Genomic DNA, 22332 nt, shown 5'->3' on the forward strand with positions numbered 1-22332 from the left:
GCGGCGGGTCCTGGGGGTCGATCGGTGTCGCGGAGGTGGTCCCGAGTGTGTATTTCGCTTGCCCGAGTGTGTAGTTCACTTACCTGAGTGTGGAACTCGGCGACTGGAACGGGGACTCGCGGCGGGCGGAGGCCACTGGCGCGAGTCCCCCGTTTCGGACGTGCGAGTTCCCCGTTTCGGGCTACCGAGTTCCCCATTTCGGTAGGCGCGCTCCGCCCCCGGGCGTTTTTCGGCACTTCATGGCCAAAAAGCGGCCTGCGCTCAGCAGGTGTACAGGCTGCTGGGATGGACCGCCTCGCAGTAGCGGACGTGCAGGTGGTTGTCGTGGTTCGCGTAGCTGGTGGTCAGGCCCTCGCTGATCAGCGTCGGATCGTTGAAGAAGATCAGCTTGACGTGGCCGGGCGCGGCGGCGCGGATCGCGCGGACCAGTTCGCGGGTCGCCGCCCGGTCGTAGGCCGGGGACCGCCAGGTGATCCGGCCCCCGGAGCACTGGGCGCTGTCGGTCCGGATCGGCCACAGGTCGGCGTCGAGGCCGACCTCGTGGCTGGCGTGCCCCGGGATGTCGCCACCGTGCTCCAGAGCGATGTCGCCCACCGGGATCTTCCCGTTGCCGGAGGCCGCGAAGGTTCGCGCGGCCTGCTCCAGCTGCCCGATGGCGGCGGCGGTTCCCCAGTTCGCGGTTCCGTTGCCGTCGGGATCCTGGTCGCACATGCCGGTGCCGAAGTCCGGGTAGTCGTAGTGCCAGACCAGGTTCTTCCAGGTGTTCGGGCCGGTGATCCCGTCGGCGCCGATGCCGGCGTGGGTCTGGAACGCCCGCACCGCCGCGGTGGTGGCCGCGTCGTACTGCCCGGTGACGGCCAGGTTCAGTCGCCGCTTGGCATTCAGTTCGATCTGCAACGCCCGGACCGCCTCGCCGCTGTCCCCGGGCCGGATGGTGGGGGTCAGGGCAGCCCAGGTCAGCGGCCCGGCGATGCCGTCGACGCCCAGGCCCTTGGCGGTCTGGAAGGCGCGCACGGCGCCGGCCGTGGCCGCGTCGAACACGCCGCTGGCGGGCACGGCCTGGCCGTGGTGGGCGAGCAGGTGCTGGATCGCCAGCACCTCCACGCCGCGGTTCCCGCTGTGCTGGGTGTGGAAGAACGCGTTGCCGTACGCGTGTGCCGGGGTGCCGGAAACGATCGTCGCGCTCAGCAGGGCGGCGAACACGATAGCGAATCTGCGCATGGGTTCTCCCACGGTCAGTACGAGCAACCAGAGGTGGGCAGGGTGGCCGGTGCGGGCGGGGCCACGCCGTCGTAGATCGCCAGCAGGAGCCGTTGCGGGCAGTGGCTGGTGGCGCCGATCTTGATGCCGAAGTGCAGGTGCGGTCCGGTGGAATTCCCGGTGCTGCCGGTGTAGCCGAGGAGCTGTCCGGGCCGCACCGCCGCGCCCGAAGCCACCGCGTGCCGGGACAGGTGGCAGTAGATGTAGCGGACCCCGTTGGCGCTCAGCACCACACCCTTGCCGCAGCTGCTGTCGTTGACCAGGGCGGCGGTGCCCGCGGTGACGGCGAACGCCTTGGTGCCGGTGCCGACCGGAAGGTCGATGGCCGGGTAGTCGTGGTGCGGGTCGTCGTATTCGCCGCGCGGCAGCGCGTTGCGCGGCAACGGGAGCGCCCAGCCCTCGATGGTCGGGGTGCCGCCGATGAGCCACTGCCAGGTGACCGCGTCGATCAGGGAAGTGGCGGGGAGCCCGTGCTTGCTCTTGAACCCGGTCACCGCGGTGACCGTGCTCGCGCCGAACACGCCATCCGGGGTGACCGCGAAACCGTGCCGCACCAGCTGGTGCTGCGCTCCGGTCACCGCCTCGCCCCGGGCCCCGCTGTCCAGGTCCACCACCAGTTTCGCCCAGGTCAACGGCCCGACGATGCCGTCCGCCGGGAGACCCCGCCCGGTCTGGAACGCCTTGACCGCCGCCTGGGTCTTCGGCCCGACGATCCCGTCGGCCTCGATCTGCGCGCCGTGCTGGCGCAGCAGGTACTGCGCGGAGGTCACCTCGGGGCCGGTGGCGTCCGCGCCCACCAACGGCCACGCGGGCGCCGGGGCCGCGTTCGCGGTCCCCATCCCGACCATCACCATCGCCACCACGGTGGCCACCAGCGCCAGTAGACGCGCCATCTCGTTTCCTCCCAGATCAGACCGGGGCGAAACGGTAATCCGGGCACCGGGTGCGCCGGAAACCTTTTGGCCGGGGCCGAAACGCTTCCCGCCCGTGCGCGGGCGCGCATAGCCTGCCGTCCTTGCTCTGGGAGGAGAACGATGACCGATTCGTCATGGCGCGCGCGGGCCGCCGGCACGGTCGCGGGGTTGCTGGCCGCCGGGGGATTGTTCGCACCGGCCGCGACCGCGGCTCCGGCCGGACCGGACGTGCGCACGATCACGTACCACGGCTACCAGGTCGACGTGCCGGCCACCTGGCGAGTGGTCGATCTGGCCGACGATCCGCGCGCCTGCGTCCGGTTCGACACCGAGACCGTCTACTTGGGACGGCAGACCGAGCAGCCGGACTGCCCGGCGAAGCTGACCGGGCGGACGGCCGGGCTGGTGCTCGAACCGCTCGCCGGGCTCCCGCCCGAGCGGGTGCCCGAAGACGTGGTGACGGCGCCGCCCGGCACGGCCACGCCACCGGACGGGACGCCCTCCCGGCAAGGCGAGATCCACCTCGCCGTCCGGGACGCCGGGGTCCTGGTCACCGCGGCACACGCGGAGGACACCGAGCCGGCCGTGCGCGACGTGCTGGGCCGGGCGCGCCTGGCGCCCGGCGGCAATCCCGCCGAACTCCCCGCGGCGTTCCGGCGGGCGGCCCCGGCACAGCCGATCATCGCGCCGGGCACCTTCGAGGGCAAGGGATTCGACGTCTGCGCGGCGCCCTCGCAGTCCACAATGGACGCTTGGCGGGCGTCCCCGTACCGGGCCGTCGGCATCTACACCAGCGGCGGCCTGCGCGCGTGCTCGCAGCCGAACCTCACCCCGTCCTGGGTGGCGAACCAGGCCGCCAAGGGCTGGCGCTTCATCCTCACCGACGTCGGCCGGCAGGCGCCGTGCACCGGATTCCGGCTCAAGATGTCCACCGATCCGGCGACCGCCCGGCAGCAGGGGCGGGACGGCGCCACGGCCGCGATGACCGCGGCGACCGCACTCGGTTTCGGCGCGGGCAGCGCGATCTACAGCGACATCGAGGCGTACTCGGGAACCGCGTCCTGCAGGGCGAGCGTGCTCTCCTACGTCAGCGGCTGGACCGAGGCATTGCACGCCAAGGGCTGGCTGTCGGGCGTCTACTCGAGTGCGGCCTCCGGGATCAAGGACCTGGCCAGCGCCTACGACAACACGGCCTACCGCCGGCCCGACCACATCTGGTTCGCGTGGTGGAACGACAAGGCCGATGTGGACACCGGTTCCTACGTGCCGAGCACGTACTGGGCGCGGCACCAGCGGATCCACCAGTACGCGGGCGAGGTGCCGGAGACCTGGGGCGGGGTGCGGATCTCCGGCATCGACCGGAACTACCTCGATGTCGCCTCCGGCAAACCCAAGCCCTGCGACGCGGTGAGCCTGGACTTCACCAGCTACCCGAAGCTCGAGGCGGGCGCGACCGGGAACGCGGTCAAGGCGGCGCAATGCCTGCTGGCGGACGCGGGGCACCGGCCGGGCGCGGAGGAGCCGACCGGCACGTTCGACGAGGCCACGGTCGCCGCGGCGAAGGCGTTCCAGCAGTCCCGCGGGCTCGCCGCGACCGGTCTGGTGGAGGCGCGCACCTGGACCGCGCTGCTGTCCACAGGAGACGGTCCCACATTGCGGCAGGGTTCGTCCGGTGCGGCGGTGAACCGGCTGCAGCGCGCACTCACCGCGGCGCTCGGCGCGACGCTGGCCATCGACGGCAAGTTCGGGCCGGACACCGAGAAAGCGGTTCGCGACTACCAGGGCTCGCGCGGGCTGAGCGTCGACGGCGTCGTCGGCCAGGCCACCTGGGCGGCCCTGCGGGCAGGGAGGTAACCATGGTTTCTCAGCGCGGATTTCTGGTATTGGCGGCTGCCGCGGTAGCCGCCCTGGCCACCTTCCCGGTCGCGGCGGCCTCGCCGGTCGCGCCCCAGGCGGCATCCCGGGCGGACGTGAACGGTGACGGCGTCGCCGATCTCGTCCTGTCCACCGGCGCGCGGGTCACCTACAGCGGCGACACCTCGCTCGTGCCCCACGACCTCGGCGGCTCGGTCCAGGTGGTCCCCGGTGGCGCGGGCGCGCTGCCCGGCGCGCCGTCCGCGCTGGTCAACCAGAACACCCCCGGGATCGGGCTGGGGATGGAGGCCAACGACAAGTTCGGCGCCGCCCTCGCGACCGGCGACTTCAACGGCGACGGGCTGGCCGACGTCGCGATCGGCAATCCCGGCGAATCGGTCGGCAACCTGGCGGGCGCCGGTACCGTGTCGATCCTGTACGGCCAGCGCACCGCGCCGTACCTGCGCACGCTCCCCGGCGCGCTCGGCACCATCAACCAGGACACCGCGGACGTGCCCGGCGGGATGGAGGCCGGTGACCTGTTCGGCGGCAGCCTGGCCACCGGTGACTTCAACGGGGACGGGTTCGCCGACCTCGGTGTCGGCTCGCCCGGTGAGGCGATCGAGACCAAGGCGCGCGCCGGCGCGGTGTGGATCTTCTACGGCAGCGGCGCCGGGCTCACCACCCGCGGCGTGATCGCGTTCAACCAGGACGATCCGAACCTGGCCGGAGCCGCGGAGGCGGGCGATCTGATGGGCTGGGCGCTGGCCGCGGGCGACGTCACCGGCGACCGGCGCGACGACCTCGCCGTGGTGTCGGCCGGTGAGGTGATCAACGGGACCACCGGCGCCACGGGGTCCGTGCACCTGCTGCACGGCTCGGCGAGCGGGCTGTCCTCGGCCGCGTCGTCGTACGTCAGCGTGGGCAACGCCGCCACCGAGGGAAAGTGGCGGGGTGCGGTGATCGGACGCTTCCACGGCGGCGCCAACGCGGATCTGGTGATCCAGGCCGAACGCCGCCGCGGCGGGCCCGCCGGCTCCGGTGCGCTGGCCGCCGTGCGCGGCAGCGCTTCCGGGCTCACCACGACCGTCCAGGTGATCGACCAGGACACCGCGTCGATCCCGGACAACGCCGAAGCGAACGACTTCTTCGGCGGCACGGTCGCCGCCGGCGACCTGGACGGCGACTCGATCGACGACCTCGCCGTCGGCACGCTCAAGGAGGACAACCGCACCGGATCGGTGACCCTGCTGCGGGGTGGCGCCAACGGCCTGCTCACCGCGCCCGGCACCGAGGTGCGGGAGAACACCCCGCCGATCAACGCGAATCCGGCCGTGGGCGAGGGTTTCGGCTACGGGCTGCGGATCCTCGACATCACCGGCGACGGCAAGGCCGAACTGGTCGCCTCCGCGCCGTGGGAGGGCGGCACGCCGCAGACCGGCGCGCTGTTCGTGCTGAACACCGGGCTTTCCGGGAACGCCTTGGCGGTGACGGCTTCGCGCCAGGTCACCCGGTCCGATATCGGGATGCCGTCCGGCTACGGGCCGGGCACCCCGTTCGCGGGCGGTTCCCACGTGCTCAACGACAACCAGGACTCACCGAAGTAGGGGGAGGAGACATGACCAAGTTCAACCGCCGGATCTTCGTGCTCGGCAGCGTCGCCGCCGCGGGAACGCTGGCCCTGGGCGGCGGGGGACAGGCGAGGGCCGCGCTGGCGTACCCGTTCAAGCTCGGCGTCGCCTCGGGCGACCCGCTGCCGGACGGCGTCGTGCTGTGGACCCGGCTGGCGCCGACCCCGCTGGATCCCGATCGGCCCGGGGGCATGCCGACGAACCAGAACTTCACGGTGGACTGGGAAGTCGCCACCGACGAGCGGTTCACGAACGTCGTCCAGCGCGGGAGCGAGGTCGCCGTCCCCGGCGCCGCCCATTCGGTGCACGCGGAAGTGCACGGCCTGCGGCCGGACTACGAGTACTTCTACCGGTTCAAAACCGAGGGGCACCTCTCTCCCGTCGGCCGCACCCGCACCGCGCCCGCGCTCGACGTGCTCGGCCGCGACCTGCTGCTGGCGTTCACCTCGTGCGCCGCCTTCGAAGACGGCTTCTACAACGTGTACCAGCGGATGGCCGAGGATCGGCCGGGGCTGATCCTGCATCTCGGCGACTACATCTACGAGGGCGGCCCCGGCGCGGACGCGCTTCCGGGCCGGAAGCACTCGGGCACCAGGGAGATCGTCAACCTGGCCGAGTACCGGCTCCGGTACGCGCAGTACAAAGCGGACGCCGATCTCCAGGCGGCGCACGCCGTGGCGCCCTGGCTGGTGGTTCCGGACGACCACGAGGTGGAGAACAACTACGCCGCGTGGAAACGCGACAACAACAAACCGGAACTCACCGAGCAGCAGTGGAAGGACCGCCGGGCACACGCGTACCAGGCGTACTACGAGAACATGCCGCTGCGCGGCGGGGCCAAGCCGAACGGGGGCAACATCCAGCTCTACCGCCGCATCCGGTGGGGCAGGCTCGCCACCTTCCACCTGCTGGACACCCGCCAGTACCGCGACGACCAGGCGTGCGGGGACGGCTGGAAGTACTGCCCGGAGGCCGGTGACCCCGCCCGCAGCCTGCCCGGCACGGCGCAGGAGAACTGGCTGCTCGACGGGTTGGGGCAGCGGAACGGAACCTGGGACATCCTCGGCCAGCAGGTGTTCTTCGCCCGGCGGGTCGACGGCAACGACGCGTCCGGAATGGACGGTTGGGACGGTTATCCGGCATCCCGCGACCGCATCCAGAAGGGCTGGGTGCAGCGCGGCGTCCGCAACCCGGTCGTGCTCACCGGCGACGTGCACCGCGCCTGGGCCAACGAGTTGAAAGTGGACTTCACCAATCCCGCTTCCCCGGTCGTCGGCACCGAACTGGTCACCAGTTCGGTCGCCTCCGGGGGTGACCGCGACATCTCGGACATCCCCATCCCGGACGCGGCCTACAACCCGCATCTCAAGTTCTACTCCCGGCGCCGCGGTTACGTGCGCGCCAACCTGAGCCAGACCAGGATGGACGTCGACTTCCGGACCGTCAGCACGGTCACGTCGAAGACGCACACGGTGTCGACGCAGCGGTCCTTCGTCATCGAAGAAGGCCGGCCCGGTCTGCGGAATCCTTGAGGGATCGGAAAGCGCGGAAAGGGATCGCATGCGAATCGGCTCGGCACTCGTCGGCGTGCTGCTCGCCGTCACGTCCTGCGTCGGCGTGGGAACCGCACAGGCCGCGGACGTTTGCACCGTGTACATGGCACCGACCGGCTCGGACGGCGCGAGCGGGCTGACCCCGGCCGCCGCGGTGCGGAGTCTCGTCCGGGTGCAGGAGGTGCTTCGCGACGCGAAGCCCGCCACCGACGTCGAGGTCCGGATCGAACAGGGCACCTATGTCGCGCCACCGATGCAGGACTGGCGCTTCTACGTGCCCGGCCACACCATCTCGTTCCTGCCGATCGACTACGAGTACGGCGAAGGCGAGGACGGCATCGCGGGACGGCCGGTGTTCCGCAACCTCGCGGGCAAACCGGCCGGGTTCTGGCTGCAACCCCGGCTGCCGAAGGATCCCGCCGATCCGCGGTACGACGGCGGGGACAGCGGTCTCCGCTTCTACTACCTGCAGGTCGAGCACTACTCTTCGGGCGCCGTTTCGGTGTTCGGCGATTCGGAGCGGGACATCACCGACGAGAACCACGATCCGCCGATGCGCCGGCGCGGCAGCAAGGGGCTCAACGGGAACACCTTCTTCGGCATGGTTTTCACGCAGCTGGGCAGCAAATGGGCGCCGTGCGGCGCGACCTGCTACGGTTGGGGCGCGATCGTGCTGACGAATTCCTCGAACAACAAGATCGCCAACAACCATTTCGTCAACGTGGAGAACCACGGGAACTACGGCGGCCACATCCACGGGCTTTACGTGACCCATTTCAGTTCCGGCAACACGATGAACGCGAACCGGTTCTCGTTCATCAACGGGGACCCGGTGAAGATCCGCGACCGGAGCAATTTCAACACCGTGGAGAGCAACACCTTCACCCGGACCGGCCGGGCCGGTTTCTACCGCGACGAGTTCTGCGACCTCGCCTGCGTCAAGGAACATCCGGAGGTGGGCAGCCGCCAGTGCGCCTCGTACCACAACCGCTTCGCGAACAACCGGTTGATCTCGGACTACGACGGCGACAACTCGAGCGAGGCGTGGACCTTGCAACCACCCGGGCTCACCAACGCCGGGGGCGCCCCCTGCGCGATCCCGGCCGGGGACCAGCGCCTTCGCACGGCCGGGAACACCACGTCGTGATCACTGGGCTTCGGCCAGCAGGGCTTGGCCCAGGGGAGTGATGGAATGCAGCACGGACTGGCCGTTCTGGCGGCTGCTGACCAGGCCGGCGGCGCGCAGGGTCGCCGCCTGCTGGCTCGCGGTGGGCAGGCTGGTGTCCGTCCGCCCGGCCACTTCGCTGGTCGTGCACGGGCTTTCGCCGATGGCTTCGAGGGTGCTGGCCCGGGTGCGGCCGAGCAGGGCAGCCAGCGGCCGGCGCCCGCCGTCCTCCGCGGACCAGCCCGCGCGGTGCTGGATCGGATAGACCAGGGTCGGCTCGAACTCGTCGTCGAAGAAGGTCGTCGGCATGCCCCAGCAGAAGAACGACGGCACCAGTTGCAGGCCGCGCCCGTTCAGGTGCAGCTCGTGGTCCACCGGGTAGCCCAGTTCCAGCACGGGATAGCTCCAGCGGACCGTGGGGTGCAGCTCCCCGAGCAGGCGCTCGAAGCCGTGGTCCGCCATCAGCTTCGCCTGCCTCGCGCGTTCGGAATCGACGCGGCCGCGCACGCGCGGCCAGTACGGCGCGATGCAGGCCGCGAAGTAGCGGTCGATCGCGTCGGCGAGGTGCGCCAGCACCTCGGTGCGCCCTTCGGCCAGGTCGGCCGTCCACGACGGAAGCCGCCGGTCACCGGCGAGGACGGACAGATCGGTGCGCAGCCGCCGTTTCGGCGTGTGCCGCAACTCGTCCAGGCCCTCGGCCAGGGACCCTTCCCGCCCCACCGGGGTGAGGAAGTCGGCCGCGTAACCGGCCGGTGGCACGAGGTCGGTGAGCAGCCCGGTGCTCGCCGGCACCCGCGCGGCCACCGATCTTCGCCACTCCGCGAAGACGACGTCACCCTGCCGGTTGCGCAGGCGGTACAGGCTGAGCAGCATCTCCCACATCGGATGCGGGGCGCTGCTGATCTTCGTTCTGGCCAGGTCTTCGGGGGTGAAGTGGATTCTCAGCACTGGGGCTCCCGGGGTCGGGCGACGAGTCGGTGGTCGGACGAGCACGCGGGCAGGCGGAGCGCGCGACATAATGTCCCCCAGCGCACTCCGAACTGCCAGAAAACGAGGAATCCGATGGGTTCGCACCCGATTCTAGAGTGTTCCGGATTTCCGTGAACTGGAGTCGGCGTTTTTTCCTACCAACATTTTCCCAAACACCCGCCCCCGCAGGACAGGGGTGGGACGCGTTTTCCCCAGTTTCCGGGCAGCGCCCGGATCCGATGCGGTAAGGATTGCTCATGCGCACCAGAGTCGCCGGCGTTGTCGCCGTTTTCACGGTCCTCTGCGGACTTTTCCTGGCCGGCGGCCCGACGGCCGCCGCGCGGCCGGATCCCGGTGCCGCCGGCCACCCGGCGGCGGATCTGAAGCTGACCCGGGACGACATCCTGACCCGCGCGCGGAGCTGGCTGGACGAGCGGGTGCCCTACAGCCAGTCGGCTTCGCACACCAACCGGTACGGCACCTACCGCCAGGACTGCTCGGGTTACGTGTCGATGGCCTGGGGGCTGAAGACCGGGCGCTGGACCGGCAACATCATGGAGGTCGCCACCCGCATCGACAAGAGGGACCTGCTACCGGGCGATGGCCTGTGGGTGCACAACAGCAGCCACCAGCACATGGCGCTGTTCCTCCGGTGGGCCGACACCGCGAAGACGCGGGCGGTGGTGTGGGAGGAGTACCGGACCGGGACGGTCGCCTCGGAACGCACCTGGTCCGCGGAGCGGACGGCGGGGTTCGCCGCGATCCGTTACCGGAACGTCCTCGAGGGGGACGCGAAGACCTGTGCCGCGGTCAACCTGAGCCACTCGCGTTACCCGCTGATCGCCCCCGGTGCGACGGGTGAGCTGGTCAAGGCCGCCCAGTGCCTCCTCACCGCCGCCGGATTCGGCACCGGCGCGGAAGGGCCCACCGGTGCCTTCGACGAAACGACGGCGAGCGCGGCCCGGCAGTTCCAGGCGAAGGCCGGACTGGAACCCACCGGAACGGTCGACGCGCACACCTGGACCGCGCTGCTGGCCCGCGGGGCCACGCCCCAGGTGCGGGAGGGCGCCTCCGGCGACGCGGTGCTGCGCCTGCAACGCGCCCTGAACGCGGCACTCGAGGCCGACCTGGACGCCGACGGCAAGTTCGGTCCGAAGACGACGGCCGCGGTGAAGCAGTACCAGGGCGCCCGCGGCCTGGACGCGGACGGCATCGTCGGCGCCAACACCTGGGCCGCCCTGCAGGCCGGTAAGTAGGACCCTAGCGCGAGCCGAGTTCGTAGCCCGCTTCCTCGACCGCCGCGCGCACCTCGGCGAGGCGCAGGTCCCGGTCGCTGGTCACCGTGACCGTGCCGTTCTCGACGTCCACCGCCACGGCGGTGACGCCGGTGACGCGTTCGATCTCCTCGGTGACGAATTCCGCGCAGTGCCCGCAGGCCATCCCGCTGACGGAGTAGGAACTCTCGGTCATCCGGACACCTCGGGCGGGTCCGAATTCGACGACCGGCTTTCCGCGGACTGGCTGGTCGCGGTCACCGTCAAACTCGGCCACGCCGCCAGCGAGGAGGTGGACGCCGGCCGGATGTCCGGAAAGCAGGCGACCCGGGCGCTGCACACCAGCCTGCTCCGCGTGTTCGGCGCGACCACGCCCTGAAGTCGCCTCAGCCCGCGGCGGCCGGGTAGCCGGGGTCGGCCGGATACGCGTCGGGCACCCGGCCCTTCGGCTCCTCCCAGTCCTCCTGGCGGCCCAGGGCGGTGAGGTCGAGGAGGGTGTAGGCGTTCATCATCACCTCGACGCCCCGCCCGAACGTCGAATAGGTGTGGAAGACCTGGTCGCCGTCGCGCAGGAAGCAGCTGACGCCGGGCTGTTCGCCGACGTATTCGGTGATCCACGTCAGGCCCGCGGCGGCCAGCTCGTCGGCGTTCCGGAAGTTGTAGCTGACCGGCGCCACGGCCGGATCGAGCGTGACGTGGAAGTCGTAGTTGAAGTCGCTGCCGTGGGAGGAGTACCAGGGAAAGGTCCATCCCTTCGCCGCTCGCACGGCCCGCAACTTCGGGTACGGCGCGCGCGACACGGCGGCGAACGCGGTGTCGCGCTTGCCCAGGTGCTCGAGCACGCCGCCGCTCAGATCATCGGCCATGGCGGTACAGCTCGGGCAGCCCTCGTCCCACGACGGGTCGAACATGAAGTGCTGGAGGACCAGCTGCCGGTGGCCGTCGAACAGGTCGAGCAAGCCGACCTCGCCGTCCGGCCCGGTGAACCGGTAGTCCTTGTCGATCCGCACCATCGGCAACCGCCGCCGGTCCGCGCTGAGCGCGTCGCGGGCGCGGGTGAACTCCTTCTCGCGGCGCAGCAACTCCTTGCGTGCGGCCAGCCACTCGTCGGGTGAGACGACCTGCGGAAGATTCATCGGAGCCTCCTCTTGGACTTGCGTGATGCAAGTACGCTACCGTGCGTGACTTGCATCACGCAAGCTCGGATTGGCTATCATCGGTCTGTGCTGGGTCGCAGGTACGAACGCCAGAACTGTTCCGCGGCGCGCGCCCTCGAGCTGGTGGGCGAGCGCTGGAGCCTGCTGATCATCCGCAACGCGGTCTTCGCCGGGATGACGCGCTTCTCGGAGTTCGAGCGCCGGCTCGGCATCGCGCCGAACATCCTCGCCAAGCGCTTGGACGGTTTCGTGTCCGACGGGCTGATGGAATCCCGGCCCGCGGGCGATGCCGCCGGCGCCCGCGAATACGTCCTCACGCAGAAGGGGCGCGAGCTCGGGCTGGTGGTCATGGCGCTGACCGAATGGGGTGACCGGTGGGCCGCGCCGCAGGGGCCGCCGATCCTCTTCGAGCACGAGGCGTGCGGTGGCTCGGTGCACCTGTCGACCAGTTGTGACGAGTGCGGGCAGGCACCGGCCGTGGCGGAGATCGTCGCGGTGCCCGGCCCCGGCGCACGTCCCGAAGACCGGCAGCGCCTCGCCAACCGGCCCGGCCGATGACCAGTCTCACGGCTGCTTCCCATGCAGTTCGTAGATGATGGTTTTGCTCGGGGTGAGGGTGCGGCAGGCGAGGAACTCCTCGCCCTGGTGCGGCACGGTCCGGCAGATCGACTGGTACTCCCCGGGCACGGGGACGTCGCGCGCCACCGAGTTGTAGAAGACGAACCAGTCCGGCTGGCCGCTGAAGACCGGGAAGCTGTTGTGGGACAGCGTGCCGTCCGGCTCGGTGGTGTCCTCGCTCAGCTGGTACTCGTCGCGGCCCAGGACCTTCCGGTCGAAGACGGTGACGGTCTGCGGCTTGGTGACGGCCAGTGGCTCCGGCACCGTGGTGAATTCGGTCTGCCCCGGGTCGAACGGGTAGACGGCGAGCCGCGGCCAGGCCGTGTGCGGCTCCCAGTTCGTGACGTTCAGCCGCGGAAAGGTCGTCCGGCTCCACTGGTCGCGGAACACGTTCAGCACCTCCGCGTCCGTCGGACGCGCGCCCGGATCGGTGCCCTGCTCGATGTTGACCTGGTAGTTGATACCGCGGTCCGGCCGGATGACCCGGCACAGCAGGAACTCCGCACCGGCCTTGCGCAAGGTCCGGCAGGTGTGTTCGAACTCGCCCGGCAGGGGCGGATGGGCGACGGTGTTGTAGAAGGTGAACGACGCCCGGGTGCCGAGGAACGTCGGGAACCGGTTGACCGCGTGCGTTCCGTCCTCCAGCACGATGTCCTGGACGATCTGGTGCTCCACCTCGCGCCGGGGCGGCGGCGCCGAGTCGGTGTCGTTGATCGTCCGCTGGACCAGGTCGTAGGTGAGGCGCCTGGTGAGCTGCTGCGGTTTCGGCTTCGCGTTGGTCTCGTCGGTTCCGGGGTCGAATCCGAACTGGGATCGTCTGGTGAAGCTGGAGCCGGGCAGCCATCCGACGACGCCGGTGCCCGGGAAGGCGGTCTGGCCCCACTGATCGCGGAAGGCGGCCATGACCTTCGCTATCGGCGGGCGTTGCGTGGCCTGGATTTCGTGGTGCTGTGCGATGGCCGTGCTCGCGCTTGCCGGGGGTGAAAGCAGTCCGAGGGAAAACGCGCTGGCTGCGGTCAAAGCGATGGCGATTCGCATGATTGCTCCCGCTGACACGAACTAATGATGGTGAAATGGGGTCAGTTCCTGGCGGTGGACGAGCACGTCGAACCACTGCGCCAGGCGGCCGCCCGCCAGGTACGAGCCGGGGCGGTGCGGCAGGCCGCGGGTCTTGAGGGGAGCCGCCAGCCAGCGCCGCACCGGGGGCGGGGCGGTGCCGCGCAGATCCAGGGAGAACTGGTCGAGGGCGACCTCGCCGAGGGATTGCTCGAACCAGTCGGCCGAGGGGCGCGGCATGGCGACGGTTTGCCCGGGGCCGCGTTCTGCCTGAGCCAACCGATCACCGCTTGCGGCATCGGAGAAAGGTAACCGCCCGGTCTTGCGGAAATCCTGCGGCGCGCTTGAAGTTGATCATGAAGTCGACCGGGTACGAGCGATGTCCACTGAGGTTTTCCCGGTGTGCGGCTTCGCGCTGTGCTCGTCCCGCCGTTGCGAATTGCACACTCAGGCACGCGAGTTACACGTTCAGGCACGCGAGTTACACGTTCAGGCACGCCAGTTACACGTTCGGGCAAGCGAGTTGCACACTCGGGCAGCCGAGTTGTCCGTGTGGGACCCCTTAGGGCGCATTCGGGCTGCCGGAGGTGGGGCGCGGTACCCGGCGGGTTCCCGATCGCGGCGGGCGCCGGAAGCCGACCGATGTCGCGGGGTGGTCCCGAGTGTGTATTTCGCTTGCCCGAGTGTGTAGTTCACTTGCCTGAGTGTGGAACTCGGCGAACTGAGAAACCTCGATGCGGGATTCGGTGCGCGCGGGAAGACGGGGTTCCCCACGCCGCATCGGGTCTCCGAGCAGCTCTCGAGAAGCCCTGCTGAGAAAGCCTCGCTGTGGCAGCAAGGTGCCGATCTCCGCCGGGGGCTCCACGGCGAACCCACACTGGGCGGGACACCACGGAACTGCGGAGGAAGCGTGCGGGTTAGTACGAAGGCGGAGGTCACCCGGATCTCCGAGGCGGTGGCGCATTCGGTATTCACGCAGAGCAACCTGCTCTGGATGGTGGAACGCGAGGTCCGCGCCCGGCTCCCGGTGACCATCAACCAGTACGCCCAGTCGATGCTGCCCAACCTGGCCCAGCTCGCGGTCGCCGAGGCCACCCCGGACCTGGCCGCGGCGCAGGCCGCGGTCGAGGGGAAAGCCCGGGAGAGGTTGGAGGCCCGCCTGCCCGAGCTGATCAACCGCACCGCGGACGGACTGCTGCCGGGTCTGGCCAAGGGCGCGGTGCGGGACGCGACACCGGAGGTGCGCGAGGAACTGGTCGCCACCGCGACCTCGGAAGTGACCGGCCTCCTGCGCGACCGGGCGGGGGCCGTGCTGGCGGATGTGGTGCGCCAGGCGACCGGCGAGGTGCGCGCCGCGGTCGCCGGCAGCCTGGAACGGCAATCCGAGGAGGTGATCTCCGAGCTGGCCCGCGCCGCGGTCGCCCGGGCCACCCCGGACCGCGCCCAGCTGCGCGACGAGCTGGTGCGCGCCGGGACCGCCACGATGATCGAGATGGTGCGCAGGGCGGTCGAGACGGCGGCGCCGGAGGCGGTGCGGGATGCCGCCGAAGAGGTCCGCGGCTCCCTGGCCGACGCCGTGGCGCGGACGGCGGGGGAGGTGCTGCCGGAACTCGCCCGCGAGGCGGTGGCCAGGGTGACTCCGGATCCGCGACCGCTGTACGACGAGCTGACCGAGAAAGCCACGGTCACGGTGATCGACACGGCCCGCGAGGTGACCCTCAAAGCCGTTCCGGACCTGGTCAGCACGGTGTCCGGAGAAGCGCTGAACTCCGTGCGCGACGCGGTGCGCGAAGAGGCGGAGAAAGCGTTCGCGCAGTACGGGCCGAACGTGGTCACCGTGGTGCTCCCGCAGGGCGGGAAGGTGGAACTGGGCGCGGACACGCACGCGGTGCTGCCGGAGTTGCTGGTGGCCCTGCACGCGCGCTGCCACGTGCTGCTGGTCGGCCCCGCGGGCACCGGGAAGTCGATGCTGGCCAAGCACGCGGCGAAGGCGCTGGGCTTGGAGTTCCAGGCGCTGTCCCTGGGGCCCACCACACCGATGAGCAAGGTGTTCGGCTACTACGACGCGCACGGCAACTACCACGACACCCCGTTCCGCCGCGCGTTCGAACACGGCGGCGTGATGCTGCTGGACGAGTTGGACAACGGCCACCCCGGGCTGCTCGCCGAGCTGAACCAGGCGCTCGCGCTGGGCACCTGCGCGTTCGCGGACCGCATGGTGGACGCGCACGAGGACTTCCGGTTGGTGGCCACCGGAAACACCTACGGCACGGGCGGCGACCGGCAGTACGTCGGCCGGCAGACGCTGGATTCCGCCACACTGGACCGGTTCGTGGTGATCGACGTGCCGATCGACGAGGGCCTCGAGGAGCGGATCGCGCTGCGGCACGCCCCTTCGCACCCGGACGCGGTGCGGGAACTCCTCGCCGAGGTCCGGGATTTGCGCAAGCAGGCGGAAGACAAGAAGCTACCGGTGATCTTCTCGCCGCGGGCCAGCATCGATGGCGCCAAACTGCTGGAGGCGGGCGCCACGGTGGACCAGATCGTGCAGTGGCGGGTGGTGCGCGGCCTCTCCGACGCGCACCGCAAGGCACTCGGCCTGGACTGACCCGTGCACCCCCTCAAACTGCCGCACCTGCTGTCCTGGCGCGAATTCCTGGATGCCGCGACGGCTCCGCCGTCCATCGACTACGGGGAAAGCCGGAGCACCCTGGGCGACTGGCACGGCGCCTCCTGGGAAGAAGCGGTCCAGCTGGCCATCGACGGCTGGCCGCTGGCCTTGGAAGAGATCGACGTGACGGTCAGCGAGTTGCGCGAAAGCGCCGGACTGTCCCATTCGGTCACCTTGCTGGAACCGACCTGGGACGTGACCGGGAGCGAGGTGGACGTCGGCGCCTATCTGGCCGGGGTGCCGGAGTGCATGGTGGACGCGGTACCCCGGCAGGTTTCCCGGCGCGGCAAGGTGATCACGTTCCTCGTCCCGGCCGGGTACTCGCACCGGATCGAACACAAGGTGATCATCAACCGCGGCCTGGCGCTGGCCACGCTGTGCGCCGCGATCATCGATGCCGGGCACAGCGTGGAAATCTGGTCCGGGTTCGCCGGGATAGTCCAACTGCCCGGCACCGAGCAACGCTACTGCGGCGTCACCCGGGTGATCGCGGCCGGTGAACCCTTCGACGTGGGCAGGCTGATCTTCGCGGCGGCGCACCCGGCGATGTTGCGGCGACTGTGGTTCGGCGTGTGGAACGCGCAGCCGGAAGCGGTCGCCGCGGCGATGGAAGCGGACAACTACGGGCATCCCCCGTACACGTGCGAAGCCACCGACCTGCCCGCCGAGATCACCGAGCCGTACGTGTTCCCCTACCTGACCGAAGAGGATCGGCAGTGGGACGATCTGCCCACCGCGCTTTCCTGGGGACGGCAGATGTTCAACGAACTCGGGTTGATCCAGGACTGAACTCGCTCCCGAACCGGGCGCGGACGGCGATTCCGGCGCAGGCGATCACCGCGATGCCGCCGAGGACGGTGGGCCAGGTGAGCCGCTCGTGCAGGAACAGCGCCGCCCAGCAGATGCTCAGCACGGGCTGGACGAGCTGGATCTGGCTGACCCGCACCATCGGGCCGATCGCGAGTCCGCGGTACCAGGCGAAGAAGCCGAGGAACATGCTCACCACGGCCAGGTAGGCGAACGCGGCCCATTCGATCGGGGTGCCGCTCGGGGGTCGCTGGGCCAGCGAAACGCCGGTGAGGACGATCATCAGCGGCGCGGCGAGCACGAGCGCCCAGGAGACGGTCTGCCAGGCGCCGAGTTCGCGGGCGAGGAGCCCGCCTTCGGCGTAGCCGATCGCGGCCGCGACCACGGCGCCGAACAGCAGCAGGTCGGACCAGTGCAGCCCGCTGAGCCCGCCGCCCTGCAACGCGGCGAACACGACGGCGGCGATCGCGCCCGCGGTGGCCATGAGCCAGAACGACCTCGGGGGCCGTTCGTGCCCGCGGAGCACGGCCGTCACCGCGGTCGCGGCGGGCAGCAGGGCGATCACGACGGCACCGTGGCTGGCCGGTGCGGTGGTGAGGGCGAAGGAAGTCAGCACGGGGAAACCCACGACCACGCCACCGGCGACGATCGCCACGCGACCCCACTGCCTGCCGCGCGGCAGGCGTTGCCTGGTGCTCGCCAGCGCCACGGCCGCGAGCAGCGCGGCGACGACCGCCCGCGCGGAGCCGATGAACAGCGGCGACATCCCGCCGCTCTCGACGGCTACGCGGGTGAACGGGACGGTGAACGAGAACGCCGCGACGCCGAGCAGGCCCCACCCGAGACCGGCTCGGGACGGGGATAGCACTCGCGGCTTCACCAGGGTAGCGCTACTGTTGTGTTCCATGTCCGACGGTAGCAGTTCGCAGATCGTCGCCGAACTCCGCGAGTGGATCGAAGCGGCGCCACCGGGTGCGAAGCTGCCGTCGACGCGGGCGCTGGTGGCGCGATACCGGGCGAGTCCGGTCACCGTGCAGAAGGCGTTGCGGACGTTGACCGCGCAGGGGATGGTGGAGAGCCGTCCCGGGGTGGGCACCTTCGTGCGCGCGATCCGCGTTGCCCGGCCGAACGACTACGGCTGGCAGACCGCCGCGCTCGGGTCGCCGGAGAACCGCATCCCGCGACTGTCCACCGCGTTGCGCACCGCGCCGAACGACGTGGTCGCGTTGCACTCGGGCTACCCGGACCGGGAGTTGCTGCCCGAGCGTCTGGTGCGGGCCGCGTTCACCCGCGCCGCCCGCGGCGAGGCGGCCGTCAGCAGGCCCCCGGCCGCGGGCCTGCCGGAACTGCAGGCGTGGTTCGCGGCCGAACTCGGCGCCGACGCCCGGTCCGCGGTCGCGCCGCCGGCGCCGAGCGACGTGGTCGTCCTCCCGGGAAGCCAGAGCGGGCTCAGCACCGCCTTCCGCGCACTGGTCGGTGCGGGCCGGCCGCTGCTGGTGGAGTCACCCACCTACTGGGGTGCGCTCCTCGCCGCCGCGCAGGCGGGCGTTCAGGTCGTGCCCGTGCCCAGCGGCAGCCGCGGACCGGATCCGGACGAGCTGGCCCGCGCGTTCGAGCGCACCGGGGCACGCGCCCTCTACGCCCAGCCGAACTTCGCCAACCCCACCGGCGCGCAGTGGTCGCCCGCCCTGGCCGATCAGGTGCTGGACACCGTGCGCCGGTACGGCGCGTTCCTGATCGAGGACGACTGGGCGCACGACCTCGGGATCACCGCCGATCCGGTCCCCCTCGCCGCGCGCGACGACAGCGGGCACGTCGTGTACCTGCGTTCGCTCACCAAGAGCGTGTCCCCGGCCGTGCGCGTCGCCGGGATCATCGCCCGCGGCCCCGCCCGCGAACGCATCCTCGCCGACGCCCAAGCCGTATCCATGTACGTCAGCGGCACGCTGCAGGCCGTGGCGCTCGACGTCGTCACCCAACCCGCCTGGCGCACCCACCTGCGCGCCCTCCGCCCCCAGCTGGCCGCCCGCCGGGACCTCCTCACCGGCGCGCTCCGGGAGCACGCCCCCACCGCGCATCTGGAAGCCGTGCCCCGGGGCGGGCTGAACCTCTGGGTGCGGCTGCCGGACACCACCGATCTGGCACGGCTCGTCCGGGACTGCGAAACCGCCGGAGTCATCGTCGCCCCCGGCGACGAGTGGTTCCCCGCCGAACCCACCGGCCCCCACCTCCGGCTCAACTACGCCGGCCCGAACCCCGGCGCCTTCCCCGACGGGGCCCGCGTGATCGGCCAGGCGCTCGCCCGGGACGACTAGGTTCCCCCGGTCGCGCGCGCCCGCAGCGCCGCCAGCGCCGCGGCCCGCAGGCCCTCGGGGCCGAGTCCGGCGTACGCCGACACCGCGTCGGCGTAGGCCGGCCGATCGGCCCGTTCGGCGGCGCGCCTGGCCCGCTCGGGGGACATCGTCGGGTGGAACCCGCTCAGCGGCCCGAACCGCTCCGCCAGCGCGATCATCCGCACGCCCGAGTGGGTGTTCCCCCGCTCCAGCTCCACCAGGGCCACGGCCAGCAGCAGCGAGCCGCAGACCCGGAAGTCCACAACGGACACCGTGGTGACCATTGTGGACAGTGCGTCCGGCAGTCCGCCGGTGATCTCCGCGACCAGGTCGAGCCGGCCGTGGTGGGCATGGGCGACCACCGCGACGGCCTGGACCTGCCAGGCCCAGTTCCCCGCGGCGGGGGACGCATCGCCGCGCAGCCGGTCGGCGGCCTGCCGCCACAGCCGCAGGCCGGCCTCGACCTGACCCCGGCCGATCAGGATCTCGGCGCGGGCGCAGACATCGAACAGCACCATGCCGTTCGCTTCGTCGACACCGCTCCCCACGGCCTGCTCCAGGTCTCGCTCCGCCTCGTCGAACGCGCCGCGCTGCAGATTGGCCAGTACCAACGCCCACCGCGTCCGGCCCACGACCGACCGCCACCGGAGTTTCTCGGCGATCGCCAACGCGGCGTGCAGCTGCCGGTACGCCGCCTCTCCTGGTTCCCATTCCAGGTACAGCTCCGCCGCCCGGCCGTGAGCGATGGCCTTGATCAACGGAATGCCGTCGCGTTCGAAGCAGGCGAGCATCCGCTCGGCCGCCCGCAGCGCGCGGTCCGGCTCGTGCGCGTTCGCCCAGGCGTAGCTGGCCACGTAGTTGGCCATACCGGCGAGCAGCGGCCGGTCGCTGTCGCAGAACTTGAGCAGCGCCGGGACCTCCGGGGCGCACAACGCGATCTGGGTGGCCCGGATCAGGGTGTCCGGTTCGGCCTCCGGCAACCGGCGGAGGGTGACCAGGGTGCGCAGCGGGCGATCGTCCTGGGCGAGGGACCCGCTCAGCGCGCACAGCACCGCCGCCGCCCTGGTGGCTTCGACCTGGGCGGGCTCCGGCCGGAAATGCGACAGCACCCAGGCGGTGTCCTTGGCCAGCGCGATCAGCCGGGTGAAGTTCGATTCGGTGAGCCACAGGCCGCCCAGCAGCGCCGCCATCGCCGCGACGGTCGCGCCGTCCTCCCGGTCCAGCCCGTAGCGCAGCGCCTGCACCAGGTTGTCCTGTTCGGACCGGATCTCGTCCACGGCGGCGACGACGTCGGCGGCGAGCAGCGATTGGTGGTGCAGCATCCCGAATTCGCGGGCCCAGCCGAGGAAACCGTCGAGGACGCGCTCGGTCTCACCGGCCTCCTCCCGGCGCGCCGCGCTGAACTCCCGGACGGTCTCCAGCATCCGGAAACGGACGCCGGACCCGGTGTCCGCCACCTTCAGCAGCGACTGGTCGACCAGTTGCTCCAGATCGGCGTCCTCGCCGAGCAGGGAGCGCGCGGCGTCGGCGGTGAAGCCGCCGGGGAAGATCGACAACGCGCGCATCGCCGCCTGCCCGGCGGGCTCCAGCAGGTGCCAGCTCCAGTCGATCACCGCGTGCAGCGTGCGGTGCCGCCGCGGCGCGTCCCGCGCGCTGCCCCGCAGCAGGCCGAACCGGTCGTCCAGGCGGCGGGCGATCTCGGGGACCGACATCACCCGCACGCGCGCCGCGGCCAGTTCCGCGGCCAGCGGCAGCCCGTCCAGATGCCCGCACAGCTCCGACACGGTCTCCGCGGGCAGGGCGACATCGGGCCGCGCCGCCCGCGCTCGCCGGCCGAACAGCTCGGCCATCGTCGGCGGGTCCAGTTCGGGCAGCGGGTACACCGATTCCGAGGACAGGCCGAGCGGAGCGCGGCCGGTGGTCAGCACGCGCAGCTCCTCGCTCAGCGACACCAGGGCGTGCACCAGTTCGGCGGCGCCGCGCACCACGTGCTCGCAGTTGTCCAGCACCAGCAGCGCGGGCCCGGGGCCGAGGGCGTCCACGATGCCGGTGAACACGTTCGCCGGGGCGGCCAGGCCGCCGACCGCCTCCCCGACGCCGAGGGCGGAAGCGACCTCGGTGGCCACGTCCGCGTCGGCGGTGACCCCGGCGAGCCCGACGAAATGCACCACCCGCTGCTCGGCCCGGCGGCTGACGGCGTGCGCGAGACGGGTCTTGCCCAGGCCGCCGACGCCGACGATGGACGTGACCCGGGAGACGGGCAGCAAGGCGGCCACCGCCGCGAGGTCGTCGTCCCGGCCGAGCAGCGGGTTGGGTTCGTGCCGGACACCGCGCCGGACCACGGGCGTGTCGTGCACCAGCAACTCCTGGTGCACGCCCCGCAGCGCGGGACCGGGGCCGGTGCCCAGCTCCTCGCGCAGCGCGCGGCGGTAGGCGTCGTACCGGGCCAGCGCCGCGGCCGGGCCCTCGGTCACCGCCTCGCAGCGCAGCAGCTCCGCCAGGACCTCCTCGTCCCGGGGGCCGGTCCGGGCCAGCTCGCCCAGCGGCCCGGCCGCCTCGGCGGGGCGGCCCAGCCGGGACAGCGCCAGCGCGCGGGCGCGCACCAGCGACCGGTACGTCGCCGCCCGCGCCGCGCGCAGCACCGACACCGGGTCGTCCCGGCCGGTGTCCCATTCGTCGGCGCCCGCGCACAGCGCGAGTCCCGCTTCGGCGTGCTCGAGCGCCGCCGCGTGGTTCCCGTCCCGGGCGGCCCGCTCACTCGCGGACGCGCGGAGCAGCACCGCCGAGGCATCCACCTGATCCTCGCCCAGCGACAGGCGGTAGCCGGCGGGTGTGCTCACGATGAGGTCGGAACCCAGCCGCGCCCTGGCCCGGGACACCACGATCTGCAGCGCCTTGGCGGGGTGCTCGGGCTGACCGTCCGGCCACAACCCCGCCACCAACCGGCCCGTGCCGCACCCCGCGCGCAGGTCACCGGCGAGCAGCGCGAGCAGGCCACGCAGCCGGGAGCCGGTGATCTCCGAGCCGCGGCAGCACACCCGCGACAGCAGGGTCAGCTCGACAGTCATCG

The 22332-nt window shown here is 71.4% G+C and carries 19 protein-coding genes; 10 read left to right on the plus strand and 9 right to left on the minus strand.

Translation table 11 applies throughout. The features are described from left to right. Window positions 1–261 precede the first annotated feature (261 nt). Window positions 262–1221 carry a penicillin-insensitive murein endopeptidase gene (locus tag FXO23_RS14085; protein ID WP_158884834.1) on the minus strand — a complete coding sequence of 320 codons (960 nt, stop codon included), beginning with the start codon at window positions 1219–1221 and terminating at the stop codon, window positions 262–264. Window positions 1222–1235: 14 nt separating this feature from the next. After that, on the minus strand, window positions 1236–2153 hold the full coding sequence (locus FXO23_RS14090; RefSeq protein ID WP_158884836.1) for a peptidoglycan-binding protein: 918 nt from the start codon (window positions 2151–2153) through the stop codon (window positions 1236–1238). A gap of 141 nt (window positions 2154–2294) precedes the next feature. Here FXO23_RS14090 and FXO23_RS14095 point away from each other — a divergent pair, with 141 nt between their 5' ends. The 4 genes from FXO23_RS14095 to FXO23_RS14110 are packed head-to-tail and all read left to right on the plus strand — an operon-like array spanning window position 2295 to window position 8359. Continuing rightward, on the plus strand, window positions 2295–4028 hold the full coding sequence (locus tag FXO23_RS14095) for a glycoside hydrolase domain-containing protein (protein ID WP_158884838.1): 1734 nt from the start codon (window positions 2295–2297) through the stop codon (window positions 4026–4028). 2 nt (window positions 4029–4030) lie between these two features. Then, window positions 4031–5635: an FG-GAP-like repeat-containing protein gene (locus FXO23_RS14100; RefSeq protein ID WP_158884840.1), complete on the plus strand. Its 1605-nt coding sequence runs from the start codon at window positions 4031–4033 to the stop codon at window positions 5633–5635. An 11-nt stretch (window positions 5636–5646) separates the two neighbouring features. Beyond that, the gene (locus tag FXO23_RS14105; protein ID WP_158884841.1) at window positions 5647–7191 is read left to right on the plus strand and encodes an alkaline phosphatase D family protein; all 1545 of its coding nucleotides are present in this window, start codon (window positions 5647–5649) and stop codon (window positions 7189–7191) included. A gap of 28 nt (window positions 7192–7219) precedes the next feature. Continuing rightward, the gene (locus FXO23_RS14110) at window positions 7220–8359 is read left to right on the plus strand and encodes a right-handed parallel beta-helix repeat-containing protein (protein WP_158884843.1); all 1140 of its coding nucleotides are present in this window, start codon (window positions 7220–7222) and stop codon (window positions 8357–8359) included. Here FXO23_RS14110 and FXO23_RS14115 read toward each other — a convergent pair whose 3' ends face one another. Continuing rightward, entirely contained in the window at window positions 8360–9325 is a 966-nt protein-coding gene (locus tag FXO23_RS14115; RefSeq protein WP_158884845.1) for an ArsR/SmtB family transcription factor, read from the minus strand. It abuts the gene before it with no gap. A 278-nt stretch (window positions 9326–9603) separates the two neighbouring features. Between FXO23_RS14115 and FXO23_RS51030 the strand changes: the two genes are divergently transcribed. Continuing rightward, complete coding sequence (locus FXO23_RS51030; protein ID WP_218952002.1) at window positions 9604–10602, plus strand: C40 family peptidase; 999 nt, start codon at window positions 9604–9606, stop codon at window positions 10600–10602. Window positions 10603–10606: 4 nt separating this feature from the next. On the opposite strand, the gene FXO23_RS14125 is transcribed toward FXO23_RS51030, so the two are convergent. Then, entirely contained in the window at window positions 10607–10816 is a 210-nt protein-coding gene (locus FXO23_RS14125) for a heavy-metal-associated domain-containing protein (protein ID WP_158884847.1), read from the minus strand. On the opposite strand from FXO23_RS14125, the gene FXO23_RS51035 reads away from it, so the two are divergent. Continuing rightward, the gene (locus FXO23_RS51035; RefSeq protein ID WP_218952062.1) at window positions 10772–10999 is read left to right on the plus strand and encodes a hypothetical protein; all 228 of its coding nucleotides are present in this window, start codon (window positions 10772–10774) and stop codon (window positions 10997–10999) included. The two genes, FXO23_RS14125 and FXO23_RS51035, sit on opposite strands and share 45 nt — an antisense overlap. A gap of 7 nt (window positions 11000–11006) precedes the next feature. On the opposite strand, the gene FXO23_RS14135 is transcribed toward FXO23_RS51035, so the two are convergent. Next, entirely contained in the window at window positions 11007–11756 is a 750-nt protein-coding gene (locus FXO23_RS14135; protein ID WP_158884851.1) for a DUF899 domain-containing protein, read from the minus strand. Window positions 11757–11843: 87 nt separating this feature from the next. On the opposite strand from FXO23_RS14135, the gene FXO23_RS14140 reads away from it, so the two are divergent. Next, window positions 11844–12335, plus strand: coding sequence for a winged helix-turn-helix transcriptional regulator (locus FXO23_RS14140; RefSeq protein ID WP_158884853.1), 492 nt, complete (start codon window positions 11844–11846; stop codon window positions 12333–12335). A 6-nt stretch (window positions 12336–12341) separates the two neighbouring features. Here FXO23_RS14140 and FXO23_RS14145 read toward each other — a convergent pair whose 3' ends face one another. Then, entirely contained in the window at window positions 12342–13433 is a 1092-nt protein-coding gene (locus tag FXO23_RS14145) for a hypothetical protein (protein ID WP_158884855.1), read from the minus strand. 21 nt (window positions 13434–13454) lie between these two features. Beyond that, a complete protein-coding gene (locus tag FXO23_RS14150; RefSeq protein ID WP_158884857.1) occupies window positions 13455–13730 on the minus strand; it encodes an erythromycin esterase family protein in 276 nt (91 codons plus the stop codon). Between the two features lie 631 nt (window positions 13731–14361). On the opposite strand from FXO23_RS14150, the gene FXO23_RS14155 reads away from it, so the two are divergent. Next, the gene (locus FXO23_RS14155) at window positions 14362–16059 is read left to right on the plus strand and encodes an AAA family ATPase (RefSeq protein ID WP_218952007.1); all 1698 of its coding nucleotides are present in this window, start codon (window positions 14362–14364) and stop codon (window positions 16057–16059) included. 3 nt (window positions 16060–16062) lie between these two features. Next, window positions 16063–16911: a DUF7192 family protein gene (locus tag FXO23_RS14160; RefSeq protein ID WP_158884859.1), complete on the plus strand. Its 849-nt coding sequence runs from the start codon at window positions 16063–16065 to the stop codon at window positions 16909–16911. Here the strand turns inward: FXO23_RS14160 and FXO23_RS14165 are convergent. Then, window positions 16883–17797 carry a DMT family transporter gene (locus FXO23_RS14165; protein WP_218952008.1) on the minus strand — a complete coding sequence of 305 codons (915 nt, stop codon included), beginning with the start codon at window positions 17795–17797 and terminating at the stop codon, window positions 16883–16885. The two genes, FXO23_RS14160 and FXO23_RS14165, sit on opposite strands and share 29 nt — an antisense overlap. 37 nt (window positions 17798–17834) lie before the next feature. On the opposite strand from FXO23_RS14165, the gene FXO23_RS14170 reads away from it, so the two are divergent. Continuing rightward, window positions 17835–19244: an aminotransferase-like domain-containing protein gene (locus tag FXO23_RS14170; RefSeq protein ID WP_158884863.1), complete on the plus strand. Its 1410-nt coding sequence runs from the start codon at window positions 17835–17837 to the stop codon at window positions 19242–19244. Here the strand turns inward: FXO23_RS14170 and FXO23_RS14175 are convergent. Next, window positions 19241–22330, minus strand: a complete 3090-nt coding sequence (locus FXO23_RS14175; protein WP_158884865.1) for an ATP-binding protein — start codon at window positions 22328–22330, stop codon at window positions 19241–19243. The genes FXO23_RS14170 and FXO23_RS14175 overlap by 4 nt on opposite strands. Between the last annotated feature and the right edge of the window lie 2 nt (window positions 22331–22332).

Origin of the sequence: Amycolatopsis anabasis (assembly GCF_009765355.1) — a bacterium.
GTDB lineage: Bacteria > Actinomycetota > Actinomycetes > Mycobacteriales > Pseudonocardiaceae > Amycolatopsis > Amycolatopsis anabasis.

Bases quoted from the DNA above. Each gene is read 5' to 3' on its own strand.
- FXO23_RS14085 (WP_158884834.1), bottom strand. From the start codon at position 1,221: ATGCGCAGATTCGCTATCGTGTTCGCCGCCCTGCTGAGCGCGACGATC.
- FXO23_RS14100 (WP_158884840.1), top strand. From the start codon at position 4,031: ATGGTTTCTCAGCGCGGATTTCTGGTATTGGCGGCTGCCGCGGTAGCC.
- FXO23_RS14095 (WP_158884838.1), top strand. From the start codon at position 2,295: ATGACCGATTCGTCATGGCGCGCGCGGGCCGCCGGCACGGTCGCGGGG.
- FXO23_RS14145 (WP_158884855.1), bottom strand. From the start codon at position 13,433: ATGCGAATCGCCATCGCTTTGACCGCAGCCAGCGCGTTTTCCCTCGGA.
- FXO23_RS14175 (WP_158884865.1), bottom strand. From the start codon at position 22,330: ATGACTGTCGAGCTGACCCTGCTGTCGCGGGTGTGCTGCCGCGGCTCG.
- FXO23_RS14125 (WP_158884847.1), bottom strand. From the start codon at position 10,816: ATGACCGAGAGTTCCTACTCCGTCAGCGGGATGGCCTGCGGGCACTGC.
- FXO23_RS14170 (WP_158884863.1), top strand. From the start codon at position 17,835: ATGTCCGACGGTAGCAGTTCGCAGATCGTCGCCGAACTCCGCGAGTGG.
- FXO23_RS14090 (WP_158884836.1), bottom strand. From the start codon at position 2,153: ATGGCGCGTCTACTGGCGCTGGTGGCCACCGTGGTGGCGATGGTGATG.
- FXO23_RS14110 (WP_158884843.1), top strand. From the start codon at position 7,220: ATGCGAATCGGCTCGGCACTCGTCGGCGTGCTGCTCGCCGTCACGTCC.
- FXO23_RS51030 (WP_218952002.1), top strand. From the start codon at position 9,604: ATGCGCACCAGAGTCGCCGGCGTTGTCGCCGTTTTCACGGTCCTCTGC.
- FXO23_RS14135 (WP_158884851.1), bottom strand. From the start codon at position 11,756: ATGAATCTTCCGCAGGTCGTCTCACCCGACGAGTGGCTGGCCGCACGC.
- FXO23_RS14105 (WP_158884841.1), top strand. From the start codon at position 5,647: ATGACCAAGTTCAACCGCCGGATCTTCGTGCTCGGCAGCGTCGCCGCC.